This is a genomic window from Neobacillus terrae (assembly GCF_011393025.1).
Classification (GTDB): Bacteria; Bacillota; Bacilli; order Bacillales; family Cytobacillaceae; genus Neobacillus_A; species Neobacillus_A terrae.
The window spans coordinates 205,866-226,009 of sequence record NZ_JAAOEO010000001.1 but is presented as its reverse complement, the minus strand read 5'-3'; the positions used below and the strand labels follow the sequence as shown (position 1 = coordinate 226,009).

Below are 20,144 nucleotides of genomic sequence, written 5' to 3'. Positions count from 1 at the left end.
CCTCTCTTTTCATCAAAATGTAAACAAGTCAATCCCGCCTGCTACCGGTAGTCCGACTCCTGTGATATAACCTGCCTGTTCAGATGCTAAAAAGGCAATGGCATTTGCAATATCAGACGGTTCGCCCGGCCGCTTAAATGCGGTTCTGGCAATCATCCTTTCGCGCATCCCAGGATTGGTAATTTCGAATGCTTCCGTTTTGATAATCCCAGGAATAATCGCATTCACCGTAATATTGTATTTAGCCCCCTCCAGGGCAAGAGATTTCGTTAAACCTAAGATTCCTGCCTTGGTTGTCGAGTAGCTTGCCTGCCCATAGCCCCCCAGCGTCCCAGCAACAGAAGCCATATTCACGATCCGTCCCCACTGCTGCTCTTTCATATACGGCCAGGCGACTTTTGAGCAGTTATATGCCCCGGTTAGGTTAACTCTCAGGTCACGCTCCCAGTATTCATCGTTCTGATCTTCGAGTCTCGCAGTATGGTCCAGCGTTCCAGCATTATTGATTAATATATCTATTCTGCCGAATTGTTCCTTTACTTCCCTAAACACACTCTCCACTTCTGTTCGATTTGTGACATCCATGCGGAAGGCAGCCGAATTCCGGCCCAGGGATCGTATTTGATCGGTGGTTGATTTTGTAAAAATTTGCTTCGTTTGTGTCATGATTTGTGCAACTGGCCCGAGGCGTTCGGATGTAGTTTCCAGATTTTCGTCGTCTTCAATCAAAATATCCGTAACGATAACATCGGCACCTGCTTCAGCGAGCTTTAAAGCATCCGCTCTTCCCAATCCCCGTGAAGCACCAGTAACCAATGCTACTTTCCCTGATAATGGCAAATTCATTTTTTCCTTCTCCCTTCGGAATTACTTAAAGTCAGCCCGGCGGCAATCTCGTTGGCTGCAGGCATTAATGCTGAGCCATTTCCTTCTGAATAAGCCCGTTCAATGACATCCCTATACCTTTTTTCAATTTCTGGAATACGAACCTTTAAGGATGGAGTCAATTCTCCGCCTTCAACCGTCCATTCCCTGTCGGCAATTAAAATTTTTTTAGGCTGCTCGTGCTTTGCAAAATGTTGTGTAAACCTCTCTACTTCTTTTGATAGAAAACGATGGACTTCCTTGCTTTTGATGATTTCACTTGGTTCACCAGTGAGCCCCTTTCTTTTTGCCCATGGAATAAGGGTTTCAATGCTTGGCGTTATTAAAGCGATTACATATTTTTTGTTCTGTCCTACCAATAAAGAATTTCCAATATATATACTTTGGTTAATGGCATTTTCGACAGGCTGGGGAGCCACATTCTTGCCGGTTGTGAGTACAATGATCCGTTTTTTTCGGTCAATGATCTTAAGGAAACCATCCTCGTCAAGAGCTCCAATGTCGCCTGTTAAAAACCAGCCATCTTTAAATTGGGCCGCAGTTGCCTCTTCATCCTGGTAATATCCTTTCATTACACTAGGACCTTTTATTAGGACTTCACCATCCTTGGCAATATGGATATCAAGATTGGGCAGAGGTTTTCCTACCGTGCCGACTTTTGACCGGGACATCGGATTCACACATATCACCGGTGAAGTTTCAGTTAAGCCATATCCCTCCAGAACGGGAATATCAACTGCCCAAAAGAACTTTGCAATTTCAGGATTGAGTGCTCCTCCTCCTGATATTAATCCCCTAATTCTTCCACCAAGGTTTTTCCTTACTTTGCTGTATACCAGTTTATTGGCCAATTTCCAGCTGGTTTTAATTTCTTTGGGAATTACTCCTTTCCGCAGCATTTCATCAAAGGTGTGATTAAGATAATATTCGTATCGCTTTAAACCGATTTGAACCGCCCAGTTGAAGATCTTTCTTCTTAACGGTGTGCCTGATTCGATAATTTTTAGAGCCTGGGTGTATACTTTTTCAAACAATAAAGGGACACTGATTAAAACCGTTGGGCGAATTTCGAGGAGATTTTGCTGAACCTTATCAATCCCTTCCGCGTACGCGATTGTGGATCCCACGGAAAGTGGCATAAACTGGCCCGCCATTCGTTCAAAAACATGAGAAAGCGGCAGATGCGAAAGCAAAATATCTGTCGGCCTGGCTTCAAGAACCCAGAATTGCACACCTTCAACATTGGATAATAAGTTCCCGTGAGTTAACATTGCGCCTTTAGGAGCACCAGTTGTTCCGGAGGTATGAATGATAGTGGCCAAATCATCCCTTGTTATATCATTAAACGTACCTTCCCAATTAGGAAAGGGATTTTTAGAGCCTTGAAGCATTAAGTAATCGAGTGATAAAACAATGTCTGTTTCGGAAAGTGTTTGCAGCGAATCATATACAGCCATAGAAATTCGCATTGATCTGTTTTCTTTAAGTTTGCTTAGATGTTCTTCGTCTTGTACAAATATAAATTTACAATCCGCATTATTTAGGATGTATGATATTTGATCTGGAGGCAGGGTTGAGTGGATAGGTACAGAAACAGCTCCCAGACTCATAATCGCCAGGTCGCTGATGGGCCAGTTGGGGTTGTTTTCTGATAGAATGGCAACTTTATCATTTTTTGTAATACCAAAATGAGCGAGACCTGCTGCCACTAACCTTACTTTCTCCCAAAATGCCGCATAAGTAATTCCCTGATAGGAACCTTGATTTTTCCACAAGAATGCATCCTTATCAGGGAAACGTTCAACGGTACGTGAAACCATTTCAACAAGATTTTTTGCTTTCATTCGACACCTCCTATTATTCTATCAACAGTATTTTCCAATGAGTTTTACGAAAAGTAAGCTGGATACATATAACGAAAAGCAACCAGTCGGGCCGCACCCTTCCCACCTTAACCTAATCAAGGATTCCAGGTGGGAAAGTCTGTCCCGCATATGTTTGGTAAACCAGAACTGGATTAAACTTGTGGATTTTTATAAATACTCTTTCACGTTATACTGGCGGAGAATTCCTTCCATTTTGATCGCTTTTCCAATATCACCCTTTATTTTTAATTTTCCGGACATAAAAGCAACCGTTCCATTCAATTTTCCTAAAAGCAGTTTCCGGAAGTCCTCGAGGGAAAGTCTAAGCGTGCAATCTGCCTGTTCGTTCGCTCCTTTTGAAACAGAAGCTTTTCCTTCGTTAAATTTCATTTGGTAAACAGTTTCATCTTCATCTGTGATGTCATATTGATAAATTGCGTTTAAACCTTCTATTGGACCTGGATTCTGGTTTAATGCTACTTCAATCTTTTGCATTACTTCTTCCAATGCATACTCTTCAATTGCAGCCATTATTTTATTCCTCCCTATTATTTAAAAATTCCGAATTATACAGACAAACTTTCACTTCTGTAATGAATTGTCTCACCTCCTTAATATTTAAAAGGTGAAAATAGTATTAAACCCTTATGCCAAATGGTTCAAATAAATGGCGGGCAACGATCAGCTGCTGAATTTGGTTTGTTCCCTCAAAAATATCAAAGATTTTTGCATCCCTGTACATTTTCTCGACAATATGATTTTCCAATCCCACAGGACCAAGAAGCTCCAGGCATTTTGAGGAAACTTCGAGCGATATTTTACCTGCGTATGCCTTACACATCGCCGCTTCTTTTGCATTCGGAAGACCAATATCTGCCTTCCATGCTGATCCCCAGGTAAGCAGGCGGGCTGCATCGATGGATTGTTGCATTTCTGCAAGTGAACAGGCAGCATGCTGAAATTCTCTGCCGTGCCGTGGATATTCCTTTTTAACGAAATCAAGTGTATATTCGTATGCTGCCCGGGCAATGCCTGTAGCCATCGCAGCAATTATTGGACGGGTATTATCAAAAGTTTGCATCGCGACCCGAAATCCGGAAGGGCCTGAACCTTTGTTTTCGTAATAATCTTCACCGCCTAGAAGATTTTCATCGGGCACAAAGCAGTCCTCGAAGACTAACTCTGCAGTTTCAGATGCTCGCAGGCCCATTTTTTCTGCTAACCGGGAACAGGTAAAGCCTGGAGTTCCTTTTTCAACAACAAAGGCCCGATGCCCAGCTCTGCCGAGTTCCCGATTAACAGTGGCAAAGACAACCACCCATGAGGCCCTATTGCCATTGGTAATGAAGATTTTTTGCCCGTTAAGAATGTAGCCTCCATTTGTCTTCAAAGCGGTTGTCTGCAAACCTGAAACATCGGATCCTGCTTCAGGCTCAGTCAATGCGTACGCTCCCCAACGAGGCTCTTCATCTCGTGAAAAAATGGATAGAAACCGTTGTTTTTGCTCTGGTGTGCCGCTATGCTGAACCGGCGGACCGCCTAAGCCAGGACCGGGCAGAGTTAATGCTATAGCTGGATCACCCCAGCCCAGCTCTTCGGAAGCGATCACTCCCAACCGGTTACCCTGCCGCTCCCCTTTTCGCTTCGTCGCTTCTTGTTTTTGGCCGGAGGATTCACCAAAAGAGGAAGTGCTTAACGAGATTCCTATTTTATTAATTTTTTCCAGCCAATCGTCTGGCACCTTCTCCATTTGATCGGACTCAATGGAGATAGGACGCATTTCATTTTCTGCAAACCAGTGTACAATCTCTCTAACTTGACTTTGATGTGGTGACAGCTCGTAAGATATCATCATGGTCCCTCCTTTCATTGCCTAAGAGAATATGCTCGCCGCTTAAGTACAATAAATCACCCTCTGTTTCATACAAATTGACTTGTGCCTGGGCATCTCTCATCCATTTCTCCACAGGGTGGTCCTGGACATAGCCATGGCCGCCAAGCAGCTGTACGGCTGAATCAGTAACAAAGCGAATCGCTTGGTGGGAAAAGTTCAGGGCATTTAATGATGAAGGAATTGCATCCGATTCAAGGTTATCGATTTTGATTGCTGCCCGCCAAACCAAATTTCGTGCTGCCTGCGTTTTTATTGCCATTTGAGCCACCGTAAAAGAAACTCCCTGAAACTTGGCAATTTCAACTCCGAATGCTTTCCGCTGGGAGGTATATTCCGCTGCATAAGCCACTGCAGCAGCCATGACTCCTACCTCTTTTGCCGCTTCAAGCACTCGAATTCTTGACAGCGACCCATTAATTAGCATTTTAGCCTGACCGCCCTTTGCAATTATGTTCTCATCGGAAACTATCATATTATCAAAACGGAAGCGGGCACAGCCAGACGCTAATAAACCAAGCCGGTAATCCCCTGTTTCGATCGACCATACCTGTTTTGGACACCAAAGAACGATATCATCCCCTTTTTCATCCTCACCGGCAATGATTATGCACTCCGCCCTTTCAGCCATCTTTACAGGAACTGACAGCCCGTTTACAAGGTATCCATTTTCTTCAGCTTTGATCGTAAGATTTTTTTTGGACCTGCTGTTACGGTTTAATAACAATGATACTGTTGGCCAGGTCTCCGTTGCCTGAGAATTCTTAAATTCTTTTAAAATTGGATTATCAGGAATTGATCGAATAAAGGAAGCTCCCTCGTTTAAACCAGGCAGCCCTTGTATGGTCGCCAAGTCACCGTTGCTAAGATCCTCTAGGATTTGCACTTGAGAAATTAACGGAAGTTCTAATCCTCTATAGCTGGTTGGCAATTCCATATTCATAAAGCCCAGATCTTGGAGTTTATTTATCATTACAGGACTCACATATCGATCTTTCTCCGTTTGCCTAGATGCTGTGCGAATATGCTCAAAGGCAAAATCACGGGCAAGCTCACTAAAAGCCAATTCATCATCCGTGGGCTTAAAGGAAATCATATAATTCCTCCTTTTATTTTTTGTACCAATACGTACTCGTATTCAATGCTGTCAACTAAATGAAACATTACGTTTTTTAAAAATTATAATGATAGATTGATAAATGCTCCCAGAACAATTCGATTTAATAGGCGGGCAACTCGATCAAAGTTTAACTGATTCCCTGATTCATTGTAGTTCTGCACAATCACCTCGTTAATAGCTCCAACCATGGCTTGCGACACAATTAACATTTCCTCCTGGGGAACGTTTGTAGGAAGAAGACCCTGAACCGTTTGAAATATAAGGTCAGCAAATTGGCGATGTGCTTTCGTTCGTACCTTTTCAACATCCTGAGATATGCCCACTGACTCGACTAATAACAGGTTCGCAACCTTAAGATCTGTAAAGCAAATTTCTGTATAACGGCGAATTCCCGCATAAGCTTTATATGCAATGCTTTGTTCCTCGGCTATTGAGGTTTTTACTTCTTTAAAAATTTCAGTTGCTAATGTATCAACAAGATTTGCCATTAAATCCTCTTTACTTGAGAATTGCTGATAAAATGTAGTTTTGGAAACTCTCGCTAATTCAACCACATCCAGTACGGATGAATTTTTAAAACCCTTAGATGTATAAAGTGTTAAGCCTGCAAATAGAATCTTTTCCTTCGACTCATTTGGCATCTCGGTGATAAATAACATATTTCATCATTCCATTCCTTCAGTACGAATACGTATTCAAAAACATCATAAACGATTTTTTTTGTTTTGCCAAGATTTAAGTTAGAATTTTCTAAAATCTTTTTATAAAAAACAAAGAAAGGAAGAGGAATATATTATTTCCACTCCTTTCTTTAACAGAAAGCAACTTTTCTCCATTAGAAAAAGTACTATTGGACATTTCTTTAACTCTTATATAAAATTTGTTCATTAAAAAGAAGCTTTTGACCATTTCTTTAACTCTTATATAAAGCTTTGTCCAATAGACAGGAGCTATTGGACATTTCATATAAGAAGAAGTTTGTTATTTAATAAATGAATCTAGTTAAACCGCAACTGGTGCCTTTATTGAAGAGTGAGGTTCGTAACCAATCAACTCAATATCTTCTAACTCAAATTCAAAAATACTTTTTATTTCAGAATTTAATTTTAAAACAGGTAATTTCCTAGGCTCACGAGTCAATTGTAATTTGATTTGCTCAATATGGTTGGAATAGATATGTACATCTGCACCGGTGTATATCAGTTCCCCTACTTGGAGACCACATTCATGAGCAATTAAATGGGTTAATAGTGCGTACGAAGCAATATTAAAAGGTAATCCTAAAAACACGTCATTGGAACGCATATTAAACATGCAGCTTAATTTTCCGTTTATTACATAAAATTGAAAAGAATAATGACAAGGCGGCAGCTGTTGATTTTTCAATTCTGAAGCGCTCCATGCATTACATAACAAGCGTCTGGAATCTGGGTTACGTTTGATTTCATCAATTATATATTTAATTTGGTCGTATGTTTGGCCATCTGCACCTTCCCAGCTCCGCCACTGTTTTCCGTAAACATTTCCCAGGTCACCATATTTTATAGCAAAATCATCATCATTTAAAACTTTTTCTTGATAGATTTTCATTTGTTTTTGATAGTAAACATTGAATTCTTCATCAATTTGGCTTCGGATACCGAAGTTGGTCATATCAGGTCCAAAATAATCTTCGGAGCTAACCCATTTTTGAAAGCCCCACTCATCCCAAATATGGTTATTATTTTTTAATAAATAACGTAAATTAGTATCGCCCTTTAAAAACCATAATAATTCACTGATAATTAAACGAAAAGGAATTCGTTTTGTTGTTAATAAAGGGAAACCCTCCTGGAGGTTAAACCGCATTTGATAGCCGAAAACACTTAAAGTTCCTGTTCCAGTTCTATCTTCTTTTTTCGTACCATTTTCCAATATGTATTGGCATAAATCAAAATAAGCCGTATCTGCCTGATTCATGTAAACTCTCCTTTTCTACCTAACTTAATATTATCTTATCAAAAAAGTACTTATTTTATAGCCAAAATGACTGCATGTGACATTCGATTTGATATCTTCCTCCACATTGCTTTTTCCTAAAATTATGCTTATAAAACTGAAAAAATCTATCAAAATGTTCTTCTCATATTTTAACATAGCAAGTCATGTGATGATATTTTTAGAAAAAAAGATAACTTGCAGCAAAAGTTATCTTAATGACTTAATATATTTAAAAGTTTGAGGTGCTTTATCTTTTAATATGGTTTTTGTATGAGGTCCAAGATAGTACATAGCAAAGCATTCAGCGAAGTATTCCTCCGGGTAATCAAGGAAATACGCGTTTCCAGGAAATAGTGCAGTTTTTTCTTTATTCCATATCGCTAGAAAATCTGGATTGCTGCGAATTCCATTATAGACATAACGGTCGATTGAGTGAGCCAGTTCATGAAGCTCCAGGTTAACCGAGTTGTGGCCCTTTCCTTTTTCACTGCTGCCGATTTTTACTAAAACCAGCTTTGATCCTCCCATTCCAGGGACATTGTTCCAGGTGGTTTTATTGTTAGGATAGCCCCGGGGAACTACACCATTTAAATATTTAGCAGTAGGATTATCGGTCAGATGACCATTAAATAATTTAACATATATACCATCTCTATTAATTTTTTGAAGCATAGATACCGGCAAAGATCCAATCCGGCCGATCATTCCTTCAGCCTGGATATGATTAAAAGCAGCTTCCGGCAGGATAATGATATTATTTAAGTATTGGCGTGCACTTTTCTCGTTTACATTTTGATATAATACTGAGTTTCTTGGGAACTCTGATAGCAGCCTTCCATCATAAGAAGCATGGGAAGTAGTAATCATGGAGAGAAGAAACACAGCCAGCACTAATGAAGTCATCCATTTTTTCATTTTCATTTCCCCAATTTTCTCTTTTTACTAGAATTATAGCACGGGGAAACAGATTAGCAGGCTGTAAAATTCAATCCTTATCTGTTATATTATGGTACGACCTCTGTCTCACAAAAAAAGAAGATGCCCCTCGGCATCTCCAATTATCTTCTTATACAGTTAATCCAAAATTCCGGCACAATGCCGCAAGTCCACCGGAGAATCCGCTGCCGACAGCGTTGAACTTCCACTCGCCGTTATGGCGATAAAGCTCGCAAATAACTACTGCAGTTTCGACGGAGAAATCCTCACCAAGGTCGAAACGAAGAATTTCCCGGCCGCTTTCTTCATCTACCACGCGGGCAAAGGCATTTGATACCTGGCCGAAGTTCTGGTTTCTTTGAGTGGCATCATGGATAGTAACAGTAATTGCAATTTTATGGACATGGGATGGAACCTTGCTAAAGTCAATTTTAACTTGCTCGTCATCGCCATCGCCCTCACCTGTGCGGTTATCGCCAGTGTGCTCCACTGAGCCGCTTGGATGTACCAGGTTATTGTAGAAAATGAAGTCTTCATCATTAACTACCTTTCCATTTAGATCAGCTAGAAACGCTGAAGCATCGAGGTCAAAGTCCTGTCCGCCATCATAGTGGTTTGTATCCCAGCCGAGTCCGATGATAACTTTTGTCAGGCCCGGATTTGTTTTTGTTAAATCGATTCTTTGTCCTTTTGATAAATTAATGCTCATCTTATCACCCCACAAAAGAATGAATTTTAGCTATAAGATTTTACTACTTCGCCAAGGCTGGCTGCGTTTGTTCCTGTACCTACAGCAGCAAATTTCCAGTCAGTGCCGTGGCGGTAGATTTCACCTACAACCAATGATGTTTTTCCACTGTAATCATCAGTTAAATTATAGTGAAGCAATGTTTGCCCGTTTGATGGATTAACTACACGGATAAAGGCATTTTGAATCATGCCGAAATGCTGCTTTCTTTTTACAGCATCATAAATATTAACAATGAATACAAGCTTCTGGATGTTTGATGGGACTCTTGATAGATCTACTTGTACCTGCTCGTCGTCTCCATCTCCGTCACCAGTAAGGTTATCGCCAGAGTGCTGAATGCTTCCATCAGCGCTTCTTAAGTTGCCAAAATAAATGACATCTTTATTGCTGGTAAGTTTGTCATTATCACCAAGCATAATAACTGATGCGTCACAGTCCACGTTTGGTGCACTGCTACCACCGCCGAACAGTGAGCCGAATAAACCTCCGCCTCCACCGCTGCTCTTAACTGGGTCCCAGCCCAAGCCTACCAATATTTTTGATAATCCTGGATTTGTTTTCGTTAAATCTACTCTTTGCCCTTTTTGTAAATTGATTGCCATAGATTTCACCCCATAATAGATTTTAAAAGCCTATATGAATTAACCTTGCTGTCTCATATTTTTAAAATTTTCCTGAAGCTGTTCAAGTCTTCTGGTCCCTTCTGTGCGAAGACGCTTGTTTTCTTCTTCAATTGCTTTTGTTTCCTGCATTCCTTTAATAATAATGTTCCAGCTTTCTTCAATTGTTTCAATTTTAATGCTCGGACTGCCTGCAAGCCGTGCAATATCAACACTTTGCCGAGATATGTTCTGAGCATTTCGCAAAAGCATTTCATTTGTTCTGCGGTCAAGCTCACTCATCGAATCAGCTACAAGCTTTTGACGCTTTGCTGCAACCGCCTGGATCAATCCATTTTTAAAAATAGGAATGGTTGTAACAAAGGCCGAATTAATTTTTCCAATCAGCTTGGTATTACCACGCTGCAGCAGCCTTATCTGCGGTGCCGTTTGCAGTGCTACCATTTTAGCCATTTCAAGGTCATAAACACGCTGTTCAAGCGCTTCAATACCATTGCGGAGAGTATCAAGCTGCATCGATGCAAGCTGATCTCCGGAGGCTGCCCGGGACTCAAGCTGCGGAAGCTGATGGTTCTTCATTTCCTCTACCTTCATTTCACCGGCGACAACGTATTTCTCCAAAGTTAAATAATATTGATAGTTTTGTTCATACATTTGCTCAAGCATATGGGTGGCGTCTGTCATTTCATGCTGATACTTGGAAATCTCAACGTATACCTTATCAATTTCGCTTCCCATAGTCTGATATTTACCAAAGAGCTTTTCAACCACTTTTTCGCCTTTTTTGAAAAGCTTTGAAAATACGCCGCCTGATGTTTTCTCAAAATCCTTCTTATCAAACTTGTCCATGATTCGGCCCAGCTGTTTAAGCAATTCTCCGGAATCTTCAACCTTTGTTGATCTCATGTTATGAAGAATCTGGTCAGAGAAGCGGGAGATTTGAACTGCAGGCTCTTTCCCGAATTCAAGAATCTGAATTTGGTCACGCTCATCAATTGAGTTGGCCAGGTTCTGGACCTCAGGTTCTTTTCTGAGGGCAAGCTTGATATCTGAAACTTTGGTTTCTGTCAGCAGCTCATCCGGTTTTGATTCCATCAGGTTTGCGGATGTGTTTGGTAATTGATTCATTTCCTCAATCTCCCCTTAAATTTTTTAAAAAGCTTTGGAAAATACCTTTTTTTATAATAGAAGGTTCTTTGAATTCTTGATCAAAAACAACCTCCTCGAGCCAATGGGTATCAAATAGAGACTCTGAAAGAAAATTTTCAATGTCATTATGACCAGCTGGATTATAAATGGCAATATCGATCCCAAACTGATTAAGTAACAAGAGGAGGGCAGCATCTTCTCTTGTCATAATTCCATATTGTTCATTGTTGTATAAAATAAGCTTCGGAACCTGCTGAGAATAATCAAATCGTTCTAACAGCTGTATCATATTTTTAGGAATCTGCATCGAATGGCTGAAAAGGTATATCTTCAATTCCTCTTCACTTTCCTGTGTCATCCGCTTTAATCCCGGCTTTTCACATATCCTTCTAATCGCGCTCGCTATTCCTTTTTGAAGGCCGGAAGGAAGCTGCGAGTATTTCCAATAATGGGCCTCCATCATTTTTTCCGGACTAAGTGACCCATCTTTGCCAAGGGCATTCCGGTAATGGAAGCGGAAATCATTCGAAGTGGAGCCAGTAAACGGAAAATATCTGATTAGCAGACTATTTTCCATCTGAGTAAGTGAATGGAGCCTGTCCCAGTATTCCTTCCTGTTCTTACTAATACCCTGAAATTTAGCAAATAAAGAAGGTATTTGGACCAATCCATTTGCAACCTCAAAATCTGGCCGAATCATCGCTGTTTCCTTTGCCAAAATAAAAAACTCATCATAGGTCGTTTTAAGAGTTATAGAGGATGGCGTGTAATCCCTCAGCTGCCATGGTTTATATAAGCCTGAACCTTCCTGATTGAGTATGGATTCAATCTCCCTTGAAGCCCGGTATGCAACCGTAGTTTTACGTGCTCTTTTCTCTTTTGGAAAAGGCTCAGCAGGCTTGGTCTGCTGAAACTCATGCACAAAAACCTGCTCAGAGATAAAACCCTCCAATATATTGCTTCCTTCAGGCTGAAAAATAACTACATCACAGCCCATATGTATCAGCAGATAAATGAAGTATTGATGGCTCCTTTTAAAGTTTCCGTACCACAGGAACCGGGGCATTTCTTTTTCTGGATCTGCCTTTTCAAGCAAAGGAGCAAGATGGTTTTTAGACCATTTAAATAGGTCCACCACTATACGCCGCAAATTTGTGTTTTTTAAACCTTCATTTTCAAGACGTGAAAACAGTTCCAGTGTTAAAATCCATGCCTCCCTGACCTTTCTGTGAAGCGCCGGGACCTCAGACTTTAAAATAAGCTGTTCTCCATCCAAAAAAGCAACCAGGCGGTTTATGGAAAGCTTTTGCTCATGATGGATATTCAGCACCTTTTGAATGGACTGAAAATGCTGATTGTCAATCGTCTTATCGAGTGAATCTTCACTTAACAAATGAAGTTTAAGCTCGTTGCTATGTACATAATCAAATAACTGATTATAATACTCATCTTCATCAAGCGGTATGCCGAGAAAATTCCCCACTACCTGCCCAATATGGATCATTCCATTTTCCATTGAAAATGCCGGCCGCTCTGATATTGTTTTTTTCAATACCCCTGTCCAGTTTTCAAACGATAGGGATATCGGCTGAACTAGTAATTGATTATATGATGGATACATTTATAATCCCTTCCCCTAAAGAGCAAAAGATTTTATCTAATCATGTTAGAAAAACTTGACATTCACCAAGTCCTTTTTGGCGGATGCCCTAGTTTTTCTTATACGTTCAGAATTTATGGATATAAATTCTGATTAGCCTAGAAAATAATGTAAGGTTTCTTTACCATCATATCACAGTTAATTATAAGGTTCATTTCTTTATACGAATGTCGAAAAAAAATGTTTCATTTTCTCTTTACGGGAGGCGTTTTCACCTTTTCCTCCTATTTTGCATATAGTTGAGTACTCATGTAAAAGAAGGTGGATCAGATGCGGCTATTTTTTAAGCGGCCCAAAATCAAGGACATTTCTTCTGAACTGGATTCCATATTTGAAGTCATGCAGTCTGACTTTTTTGTCTATATTGACTTGATTGTTTTTAGCCTTTTATTTTCACTCATGCTTTCGCCTGTTCTTCATTCCTTAAAGATGGACTTAATCTTTTTTGCCAGCACCTATCTTGTTTTTGCAGGAAGTTACTTCTTTTTCTTTTCCAACAGGGGAAAACCTTTTAAACTATTTGATGAGTAAGAGCCAAAAAACTTCTAAGGATTTCTTCTCCTGCCAAAACTCCATGTTCTTTAGTAGCAGAGTATTGTGTGATAGAGCGATTCGCTGCCAGTTCTCCGTGTGAAGGAACAAAGCGGCATTTGCAATGCTGGAGGAAATCCCAGTCCAAAATAGAATCCCCGGCTCCTCCAGCTGCTTTCATATCTTCTCTCTGACAGATAAAGTCGATTGCAGCACCCTTACTGATGGCCTTAGGAATAAAATAAAGCTTTCTGCCCTGCAGGGAAACTCTCCATCCAAAATGGTCTAAAAATCCTGATATCTCTTTCTTTTCTTCCAGATCAAGTGGCTTATCGAGAATATAATAGAAAAATAGATCCTCTGCCTGCTTTATTTTCCCGTTGAAAATAAAGCTTTCTTTTTTTAAAAAAGACAATAGTTCAGCCTGAAGGCAGGATTCTGTTTTCATTTGATTTCTGACGATTTCAGCCCAGTCCGCGAGAAGGCTGCCATTATACAAAATGTTGGCTCCGTTAGCAGTAACCGCGTATCGTATTTCGAGGTCATTTTGAAAAATAAAAATTCTATTAAATTGATCAGTGGTTCTTGTTGTAACAGGAACAAACGTAGCTGTGCGGCAAAGTATCTGTAAAAGCGAAAAGGCTTCTTTTGTCATAAAAGCGGTGGAAACTCCGTTTCTCATTTCCACTGGCATAAGGGATGCTGGGTCAGGACATCCGAGATCCGAAAGGGCTCTTTCCGAATATATTAGCGTACGGTCAAGGTCTGAAGCAAAAATCATTCCTCTTTCCCCTTTACCTTTTTAATCAGGCCGCAGCAGGAATAATGCATGTTAGGATAATGGATGACTTCCACTCCTCTTTCTTTGGCGAGCATTAAAATATGCTTAACATAGGGGCTTGAAGGATCCCTCATTAGAATTTTCCACGGCACTCTCCTGAGAAGCACACGTGTGGTTTCGCCCACCCCTGGCTTAACTAGATGGGAATTCTCAATTTCAAATTCCTGTTGAATCTTAAGAACCTCTTCCATCCCCTGAAAGCTTGCTTCTTTTTCTTCAGCCATTATTTCCTCGGCCAACTTTGAGGCTTCTTCAAAGATTAAGCAAAACTCATCAGAAATTTGATTGATGTAGTCATTGGATACATCCTGACTTTCCAATTCCTTATAGTATTTCGCGCCATGAAAGTCTTCATTTCCGATATACATATGGTTTAAAACGGTCCTGCTGACCAGGCCGGATACTGTTGAATTAAGGCAGGCACTAGGGATAAGGAAATCCTCTCTTGTCCCATACATGGTTGTGCAATATCCAGGGTCGGCAATTACCGCAAGGCTATCATCCAGCTCTATATCATATTTTTCCTTAAATAATCGGCAGGCTTGGGTGAGTTCTTTTGAAATAGCTCCCTTGCCTGTCCACCCATCAACAAACTGAATTTTAAACCCCGGGTGCTTAGCCAATATATACTGCAATGCATTCTCATCAATTCCTCTGTCACGGATGATACTTATGCTGTAGTGTGGCAGTGAAACATTGTATTTCTCCTGCAAATACCGTTTCAGCAGAATTCCCACTGGTGTCCCCGCCCTTGCAAGAGAAACCAGGACTGTGTCTTTCCCTTTTAATAAATATATTTGCTCGGATACAGCGCCAGTGCATAGAGCCATTTTTCGTTTGTACTCGTTTAAAGTATGCCAAAACAAATCAACATAGTGTTCAGGAGGCTGGTATTCAATTGGGAGCGTCTCACTGTAATGCTGTCCGGCCTGGACATTCTTTTCCCTGTTTTCTGTTGTATCCTCAAGCTTGATCCCGCTTAAATCCTTTAGTAAAAACACAACATCATTTTCACTATAGGATCCAATACTATCTGGTTTAGCAAAAACCTTATTCATGCATTTCACCCCGCTGTGCTGAAAAGAACACTATTTTAACAGAAGGAATAAGCGTTTTTTCAAGTTCCTTTAGAAAAGCAGCCAGCTGTTCATGCAGAACCTCTCTTTCCAAAAACACAAATACTTCATCGTATAAACCTGGAGGAATGTTGTATACAAATTGATTAACCGTTTTATCTTCAGGATTCGGAAACGCCAGACCATACCTTGCTCCGTAGCCAGGTACATCTTTTACATATATAGGACTTCTACTGGTAGATTGATAGCTGACACCTATCCCCATAAAAGAAGCTATTTTCATTGGAAGGTACATAAACTCCCCAGTTCCAAGGCAAAGGGTCCTGCTGCCATTTCTTTTAGACAAAAGGAATTCAGCCGCATTCCGGGCCTCTGACCATAAATCTCTGTTTTCTTCAGCTTTTAGACTGAAACGGCCGGTTTCTTTTAAATAATAAGAGTGGTTAACCTTTCCATCTCCAGAGACAGAAGGATTATGAATGCCTGAAAAATAGTTTGGAAGATGAATATATTCCACTTCCGCATGTATTCTTTCTTCAGGACCCGATACTATAGCTTCTTCTTCAATTTCTTTTTCGTTGTTAACCTTAGCAAATCCGGAAACAAGACTAACCATATGTATAGTAATTCCTATTTCATCTTCAGCCTTTTTAAAGTCAGCTCTTGCTTCCTCAGAGCGCCAATCTAAAATAGAAACAACCGTATATTCCTTCCTTGGAAACTGAGACTGAATGGAGCGAATAATATTTAAAGCTGTTTTTCCAGTAGTCAGTTCATCGTCAACTAGGATAATCTCTCTGCCATCCTGAAGAAGTTCAAGAGGAATATAACAGCGGTGCGAGGTCGCATGAGAATGCTCCTCTTCAAATCTGATTACAGGATCAGTGTTCAACAGCCGTTCCCTTGTGGTATGGAAAAAATCTGCCGTCTCGAAGCAATCAATAAAAGCATGTCCAAGAGCCGTAGCAGTTTCAGCAAAACCAATGATTAGCGGACGATTGGTACTATCAATAAATGGTTCAAGTATATAAGAAAAATCATTCGTTTTAAAAGCTGCCAGGAGAGCGTCTTTGCTCTTAGCCTTCTTGCCTTTAACTTTTTCAAGATAACCTGCGGCTAACAGCGCAGAGGTTAGAAGCGCTTTTTGCGGCTGTACAGGGATATGCTTGCCTAGTACCTTGCTGACAAAAAGAAAAGATCTTTTCTTATTGATTCTTGCAGCCATATCAAATAGTTCTTCTACCTTCAAGTCAAATGGATTTTCGGTGAGTTCTATTTCAGCCTTAATCGAATTTAAAATATTATACGTATACTTTTTTTCTGAGCAGATCAAGGTTTGTGTATTCTTCATGAAGCACCCCATATAGTTGAGATTTCAAAAGTATTTTGGCAGCCCAATAGGTATGGGGCTTAATTTCATTCATTTTATTGGCAAATTGGCTCTTTACAGCACCAAATTCTCCCGATTCGGATTCAAGTATGTTTTTGGCATCCATAAATTCCTCATAGGAAACCACATTCATAGCCTGGACTGCTTTAATATGGGATGGATGAATAACTGTTTTTCCCGTTATTCCATTTGCAATATCCATCATGACCTCTTTTAAAAGGCCATCCATATTTCTGTCGATGAGTTCAGCCCTCCATTTAATTCCTTCTTCGCCATAACGTTCACGAAAAGGCGTTTGTCTTAACTGAGGCTTTAGCATTCTTTCCTTGGGAGAGAAATACTCCCAAACAGGACCAGATACAACATAAGGTGAGTCAGCTCTTAAAAAAACGTTAATAATATCAGCAATACAATCTCTTAAAACGGCAATATCATAAACCGTCATATCAGTGCTTCTCCTGATACCATATAATCCGCTGAAATCCGTAGCACCGATCCTGACATTTAAAACAAACTCCCGGTATTCGTCAAGAAGGTTTTTAATCCCGATCAATTCTTCCATTCTGCTTTCTTTTTGCATTACCTTAGGCGTTTCAAGAATCGGCATTGCAAAAAAAGGGCCGAAGTCGGTATTTATGCTGCGCACCTCTTCAAGGAGCAGCCGCCCGCTTACCGATTCGAATTTTGGGAGCACTACACCGGCCAAAACTTGAATGCCTTCTCCCAATTGTTCTCTTATTCTCTTGAACTGACCCAGGTCCCGGACTCTTATAAAGATCAGAGGCAGATCCTCAAATGGCAAATATCCATTTTTCACAGCAGTTATTAAATGGGCCATTTCTTCCACAAGATTATTTTCGGCAAACAAAACTTCATTGTCGCCGACAGCATCCTCAAGATCTAAGACAAGCGAAGTAAGGCCGTCATGTTTCTTTGAAATAATACTTTGATGAATATCTCCTCTGGTTGCAGGCATATAAAGAGTAGCTCCAAGGGCATATGAAAGGATCTCTCTATCGGTGAATTTATTAAATGACCCGGGTTCCTTAAAAAACAAGTCTGACATTTCTTTATCATAAAAATCAGAGAAAAATCTCATTGAAAGATTACACACCCTATCATTGATAATTCCAGAATTCTATTAAGCACCCTGTATTTTCCACATTCTAACAGTGCTTTTGATTAAAAAGAAAGGGAGCGGACATATGTCTGATCCCTTTTGGCTTTATTCATTTATTGTTCCTGATTTCCGGTTTCCTTCTTCTTATTCACATAGTGGATGATAAATGTTAATCCAAAAGTGATAACTAAAAGAATGAAGAAGTAAGTTGATGCAATTTCAATATGGAATACTCCAAGGAACATTTTAACGGCAATAATCGCGATTAATACATAAGCAGTTGTTTCCAGCTCCGGTACACGGTCAATTAGTTTAAGGAAAACTCCTGCAACTCCCCGCATCATAAGAACGCCAAGAATACCACCTACAAACAGTACCCATACCTTCTGGCTTACACCAAAGGCAGCGAGCACACTGTCCACAGAGAAAGCAATATCCATTATTTCAACAGCCACAACCGTTCCCCAGAAAACACCTAAAGTACGGATGAGCAGTCCACCCTGTTTCATGCCTTCAGCTTCATCTTCACCCTCGGATTCGCCTTTGCTTTTGTCAATAAAATATTTAATGGACAGCCATGCAAGGTAGGCGGCACCAATAACCTTAATCCACCACAGTTTAATTAAGAATACTCCTAAGCCAATAGCTACAAAACGGAAGGCATAGGCACCAAGCAGACCATAAAAAAGTGCTTTTCTCCGTTTCTCCACTGGCAGGTGGCGAACCATAACAGCAAGTACAAGTGCGTTATCCGCAGAAAGCAGACCCTCAAGAATAATTAATGTACCAATCAAACCCCAGCTGACAGGGTCAGTTAAAACTTGTCCCCACATGCCCCAATCAAAGAATTCTGAATAGGTGTGTAAAATTCCTTCTAACATTTAAAAAGTTCCTCCCAAATTTGCTTGTGACCAAGCTAAAGCTGTTTTTGAAAAACTGTCCAGTTTCAGCGCCAAGCCACTAGTTGTTAAATGGTCTTACGGTGCTAAACAGGCGCTTCCGCTTTCCTTATAAAAAGACTCGGCAGAACGCCGAGTCCGTTCAATTTTAATTAACCTACCTGAAGGCCAAAGTCAGTTGCCAAAGCCGCAAGGCCGCCCTGGTATCCGCTTCCGATGGCGCTGAATTTCCACTCACCATTATGGCGATAAAGCTCTCCTACAACTAGTGCAGTTTCAATAGAGAAGTCTTCGCCAAGATCGTAGCGAATTAGCTCTTCGCCGGTTTCCTCATTAAAAATACGGGCATAGGCATTAGAAACTTGTCCAAAGTTCTGGTTTCTTGTTTCTGCATCATGAATGGTGATAGTGAAGGCAATACGCTGAATGTTCGCGGGAACAGTTCCAAGGGAGACTTTAACCTGTTCGTCATCTCCATCACCAGCGCCTGTCCGATTATCTCCTGTATGTTCTACTGAAGCGTTGCCGCCTTTTGGGTTGTTATAAAAAACAAAATCGCTCTCAGTTGTTACCTTTCCATTCTCGCCAAGCAAAAAGACAGATGAGTCAAGGTCGAAATCATTGCCTCCGTCATATTTATTCGTATCCCAGCCCAAACCAACAACTACATTTTTCAAACCAGGATTATTTTTTGTTAAATCTACTTTTTGTCCTTTTGATAAACTTACTGCCATTTTTTCATACCTCCGTTTTAGGTTATAGTCTATTTACGAGCTTGTCCTAAAAAAGTTTCACAATTTCATAATAATTTTTTTGGGTACCTATATGCAAATATTAGGCGATTTTTAACTCATCCATTTGGGCGGGGTATTTTTATTCCAGTAAATGGATCCCAGAGGATGGTGCTGAACGAACTCATCGGAGGCTGTATGGTAATGAAAGTTAAACCAGTAGCCAGCCTGAGGAGGATTGTCCCGCCTAACATGAAACCTGATAACATCTTTGCCAGTAAGGGAGTTTTTTATGTGGAAGATTTTTTCGGAATATCCGCCGCCTGGTTCTTCTGAAATAGTTAAAAAAGCTAAATCCTCTTCCGGTATATTTGCAGCTGTCTCTTCAATTGCCTTATGAATATTAGGCAAAATAATCTCCTTAAACTCATTTTCTATTACAGGCTTTATCCGTGAACCGAATTTTTGGTAGGACTGTGACTCTGCCTGTTTGACCATTTCAACGACTAATCCTTCCCTGTCCGGCAGGTTATCACTGAAATACGAAGAATTATTTGTTGCTGCTTCAATCGTATCCCTATCTGAATGATTCTTCGTATAGAAGGTATCCATTAGCTGTGAAGGCGTTATAAGGCCAAAGGTTAGTACAGATATCAACACAACGAAAGACTTGCGTATCCATTTACTCATATGTAAGTT

General features: G+C 40.4%; 20 protein-coding genes. 1 reads left to right on the top strand and 19 read right to left on the bottom strand.

The annotated features are described in order from the left end of the window. Positions 1 to 12: 12 nt before the first annotated feature. The 12 genes from G8761_RS01190 to G8761_RS01135 all read right to left on the bottom strand — a co-directional run bounded on the left by G8761_RS01190 (position 13) and on the right by G8761_RS01135 (position 12,818). Entirely contained in the window at positions 13 to 846 is an 834-nt protein-coding gene (locus tag G8761_RS01190; RefSeq protein WP_166022840.1) for an SDR family NAD(P)-dependent oxidoreductase, read from the bottom strand. After that, a complete protein-coding gene (locus G8761_RS01185) occupies positions 843 to 2,729 on the bottom strand; it encodes an AMP-dependent synthetase/ligase (protein WP_166022838.1) in 1,887 nt (628 codons plus the stop codon). Before G8761_RS01185 ends, G8761_RS01190 begins: the two co-directional genes overlap by 4 nt. A 189-nt stretch (positions 2,730 to 2,918) precedes the next feature. Then, positions 2,919 to 3,281 (bottom strand): SCP2 sterol-binding domain-containing protein, encoded by a 363-nt coding sequence (locus G8761_RS01180; protein ID WP_207789040.1) that lies wholly within the window; start codon positions 3,279 to 3,281, stop codon positions 2,919 to 2,921. Between the two features lie 106 nt (positions 3,282 to 3,387). Then, the gene (locus G8761_RS01175) at positions 3,388 to 4,602 is read right to left on the bottom strand and encodes an acyl-CoA dehydrogenase family protein (RefSeq protein WP_166023295.1); all 1,215 of its coding nucleotides are present in this window, start codon (positions 4,600 to 4,602) and stop codon (positions 3,388 to 3,390) included. Continuing rightward, a complete protein-coding gene (locus tag G8761_RS01170; protein WP_166022836.1) occupies positions 4,562 to 5,737 on the bottom strand; it encodes an acyl-CoA dehydrogenase family protein in 1,176 nt (391 codons plus the stop codon). The genes G8761_RS01175 and G8761_RS01170 overlap by 41 nt, the downstream gene beginning before the upstream one ends. An 83-nt stretch (positions 5,738 to 5,820) precedes the next feature. Then, positions 5,821 to 6,420: a TetR/AcrR family transcriptional regulator gene (locus tag G8761_RS01165; protein WP_166022834.1), complete on the bottom strand. Its 600-nt coding sequence runs from the start codon at positions 6,418 to 6,420 to the stop codon at positions 5,821 to 5,823. A gap of 343 nt (positions 6,421 to 6,763) precedes the next feature. Further along, positions 6,764 to 7,720, bottom strand: coding sequence for a thymidylate synthase (locus tag G8761_RS01160; protein ID WP_166022832.1), 957 nt, complete (start codon positions 7,718 to 7,720; stop codon positions 6,764 to 6,766). A gap of 228 nt (positions 7,721 to 7,948) precedes the next feature. Further along, on the bottom strand, positions 7,949 to 8,656 hold the full coding sequence (locus G8761_RS01155; protein WP_166022830.1) for an anthrax toxin lethal factor-related metalloendopeptidase: 708 nt from the start codon (positions 8,654 to 8,656) through the stop codon (positions 7,949 to 7,951). Between the two features lie 151 nt (positions 8,657 to 8,807). Continuing rightward, entirely contained in the window at positions 8,808 to 9,386 is a 579-nt protein-coding gene (locus G8761_RS01150; RefSeq protein ID WP_166022828.1) for a TerD family protein, read from the bottom strand. 26 nt (positions 9,387 to 9,412) lie between these two features. Further along, positions 9,413 to 10,030 (bottom strand): TerD family protein, encoded by a 618-nt coding sequence (locus tag G8761_RS01145; RefSeq protein WP_166022825.1) that lies wholly within the window; start codon positions 10,028 to 10,030, stop codon positions 9,413 to 9,415. Between the two features lie 39 nt (positions 10,031 to 10,069). Further along, complete coding sequence (locus tag G8761_RS01140) at positions 10,070 to 11,176, bottom strand: toxic anion resistance protein (protein WP_166022822.1); 1,107 nt, start codon at positions 11,174 to 11,176, stop codon at positions 10,070 to 10,072. A 4-nt stretch (positions 11,177 to 11,180) separates the two neighbouring features. Then, positions 11,181 to 12,818 (bottom strand): YceG family protein, encoded by a 1,638-nt coding sequence (locus G8761_RS01135; RefSeq protein WP_166022820.1) that lies wholly within the window; start codon positions 12,816 to 12,818, stop codon positions 11,181 to 11,183. Positions 12,819 to 13,127: 309 nt separating this feature from the next. Between G8761_RS01135 and G8761_RS01130 the strand changes: the two genes are divergently transcribed. Further along, a complete protein-coding gene (locus tag G8761_RS01130; RefSeq protein WP_166022818.1) occupies positions 13,128 to 13,388 on the top strand; it encodes a hypothetical protein in 261 nt (86 codons plus the stop codon). On the opposite strand, the gene G8761_RS01125 is transcribed toward G8761_RS01130, so the two are convergent. From G8761_RS01125 to G8761_RS01095, 7 genes are all read right to left on the bottom strand, one after another. After that, a complete protein-coding gene (locus G8761_RS01125; protein WP_166022816.1) occupies positions 13,369 to 14,169 on the bottom strand; it encodes an HAD family hydrolase in 801 nt (266 codons plus the stop codon). The two genes, G8761_RS01130 and G8761_RS01125, sit on opposite strands and share 20 nt — an antisense overlap. After that, positions 14,166 to 15,287: a cysteine protease StiP family protein gene (locus G8761_RS01120; RefSeq protein WP_166022814.1), complete on the bottom strand. Its 1,122-nt coding sequence runs from the start codon at positions 15,285 to 15,287 to the stop codon at positions 14,166 to 14,168. The genes G8761_RS01125 and G8761_RS01120 overlap by 4 nt, the downstream gene beginning before the upstream one ends. Beyond that, positions 15,280 to 16,656, bottom strand: a complete 1,377-nt coding sequence (locus tag G8761_RS01115) for a phosphoribosyltransferase family protein (RefSeq protein WP_207789039.1) — start codon at positions 16,654 to 16,656, stop codon at positions 15,280 to 15,282. Before G8761_RS01115 ends, G8761_RS01120 begins: the two co-directional genes overlap by 8 nt. After that, a complete protein-coding gene (locus G8761_RS01110; protein ID WP_166022812.1) occupies positions 16,607 to 17,794 on the bottom strand; it encodes an HpcH/HpaI aldolase/citrate lyase family protein in 1,188 nt (395 codons plus the stop codon). Before G8761_RS01110 ends, G8761_RS01115 begins: the two co-directional genes overlap by 50 nt. Positions 17,795 to 17,928: 134 nt before the next feature. Continuing rightward, positions 17,929 to 18,696: a TerC family protein gene (locus G8761_RS01105; RefSeq protein WP_166022810.1), complete on the bottom strand. Its 768-nt coding sequence runs from the start codon at positions 18,694 to 18,696 to the stop codon at positions 17,929 to 17,931. 170 nt (positions 18,697 to 18,866) lie between these two features. Continuing rightward, a complete protein-coding gene (locus tag G8761_RS01100) occupies positions 18,867 to 19,448 on the bottom strand; it encodes a TerD family protein (protein WP_166022808.1) in 582 nt (193 codons plus the stop codon). Positions 19,449 to 19,559: 111 nt separating this feature from the next. Further along, positions 19,560 to 20,135 (bottom strand): YpjP family protein, encoded by a 576-nt coding sequence (locus G8761_RS01095; protein ID WP_166022806.1) that lies wholly within the window; start codon positions 20,133 to 20,135, stop codon positions 19,560 to 19,562. Positions 20,136 to 20,144: the final 9 nt, after the last annotated feature.

What these genes read in the sequence shown, in the direction of transcription:
- G8761_RS01190 (WP_166022840.1), bottom strand. Translation starts at nt 846, where the DNA reads ATGAATTTGCCATTATCAGGGAAAGTAGCATTGGTTACTGGTGCTTCA.
- G8761_RS01185 (WP_166022838.1), bottom strand. Translation starts at nt 2,729, where the DNA reads ATGAAAGCAAAAAATCTTGTTGAAATGGTTTCACGTACCGTTGAACGT.
- G8761_RS01180 (WP_207789040.1), bottom strand. Translation starts at nt 3,281, where the DNA reads ATGGCTGCAATTGAAGAGTATGCATTGGAAGAAGTAATGCAAAAGATT.
- G8761_RS01175 (WP_166023295.1), bottom strand. Translation starts at nt 4,602, where the DNA reads ATGATATCTTACGAGCTGTCACCACATCAAAGTCAAGTTAGAGAGATT.
- G8761_RS01170 (WP_166022836.1), bottom strand. Translation starts at nt 5,737, where the DNA reads ATGATTTCCTTTAAGCCCACGGATGATGAATTGGCTTTTAGTGAGCTT.
- G8761_RS01165 (WP_166022834.1), bottom strand. Translation starts at nt 6,420, where the DNA reads ATGTTATTTATCACCGAGATGCCAAATGAGTCGAAGGAAAAGATTCTA.
- G8761_RS01160 (WP_166022832.1), bottom strand. Translation starts at nt 7,720, where the DNA reads ATGAATCAGGCAGATACGGCTTATTTTGATTTATGCCAATACATATTG.
- G8761_RS01155 (WP_166022830.1), bottom strand. Translation starts at nt 8,656, where the DNA reads ATGAAAAAATGGATGACTTCATTAGTGCTGGCTGTGTTTCTTCTCTCC.
- G8761_RS01150 (WP_166022828.1), bottom strand. Translation starts at nt 9,386, where the DNA reads ATGAGCATTAATTTATCAAAAGGACAAAGAATCGATTTAACAAAAACA.
- G8761_RS01145 (WP_166022825.1), bottom strand. Translation starts at nt 10,030, where the DNA reads ATGGCAATCAATTTACAAAAAGGGCAAAGAGTAGATTTAACGAAAACA.
- G8761_RS01140 (WP_166022822.1), bottom strand. Translation starts at nt 11,176, where the DNA reads ATGAATCAATTACCAAACACATCCGCAAACCTGATGGAATCAAAACCG.
- G8761_RS01135 (WP_166022820.1), bottom strand. Translation starts at nt 12,818, where the DNA reads ATGTATCCATCATATAATCAATTACTAGTTCAGCCGATATCCCTATCG.
- G8761_RS01130 (WP_166022818.1), top strand. Translation starts at nt 13,128, where the DNA reads ATGCGGCTATTTTTTAAGCGGCCCAAAATCAAGGACATTTCTTCTGAA.
- G8761_RS01125 (WP_166022816.1), bottom strand. Translation starts at nt 14,169, where the DNA reads ATGATTTTTGCTTCAGACCTTGACCGTACGCTAATATATTCGGAAAGA.
- G8761_RS01120 (WP_166022814.1), bottom strand. Translation starts at nt 15,287, where the DNA reads ATGAATAAGGTTTTTGCTAAACCAGATAGTATTGGATCCTATAGTGAA.
- G8761_RS01115 (WP_207789039.1), bottom strand. Translation starts at nt 16,656, where the DNA reads ATGAAGAATACACAAACCTTGATCTGCTCAGAAAAAAAGTATACGTAT.
- G8761_RS01110 (WP_166022812.1), bottom strand. Translation starts at nt 17,794, where the DNA reads ATGAGATTTTTCTCTGATTTTTATGATAAAGAAATGTCAGACTTGTTT.
- G8761_RS01105 (WP_166022810.1), bottom strand. Translation starts at nt 18,696, where the DNA reads ATGTTAGAAGGAATTTTACACACCTATTCAGAATTCTTTGATTGGGGC.
- G8761_RS01100 (WP_166022808.1), bottom strand. Translation starts at nt 19,448, where the DNA reads ATGGCAGTAAGTTTATCAAAAGGACAAAAAGTAGATTTAACAAAAAAT.
- G8761_RS01095 (WP_166022806.1), bottom strand. Translation starts at nt 20,135, where the DNA reads ATGAGTAAATGGATACGCAAGTCTTTCGTTGTGTTGATATCTGTACTA.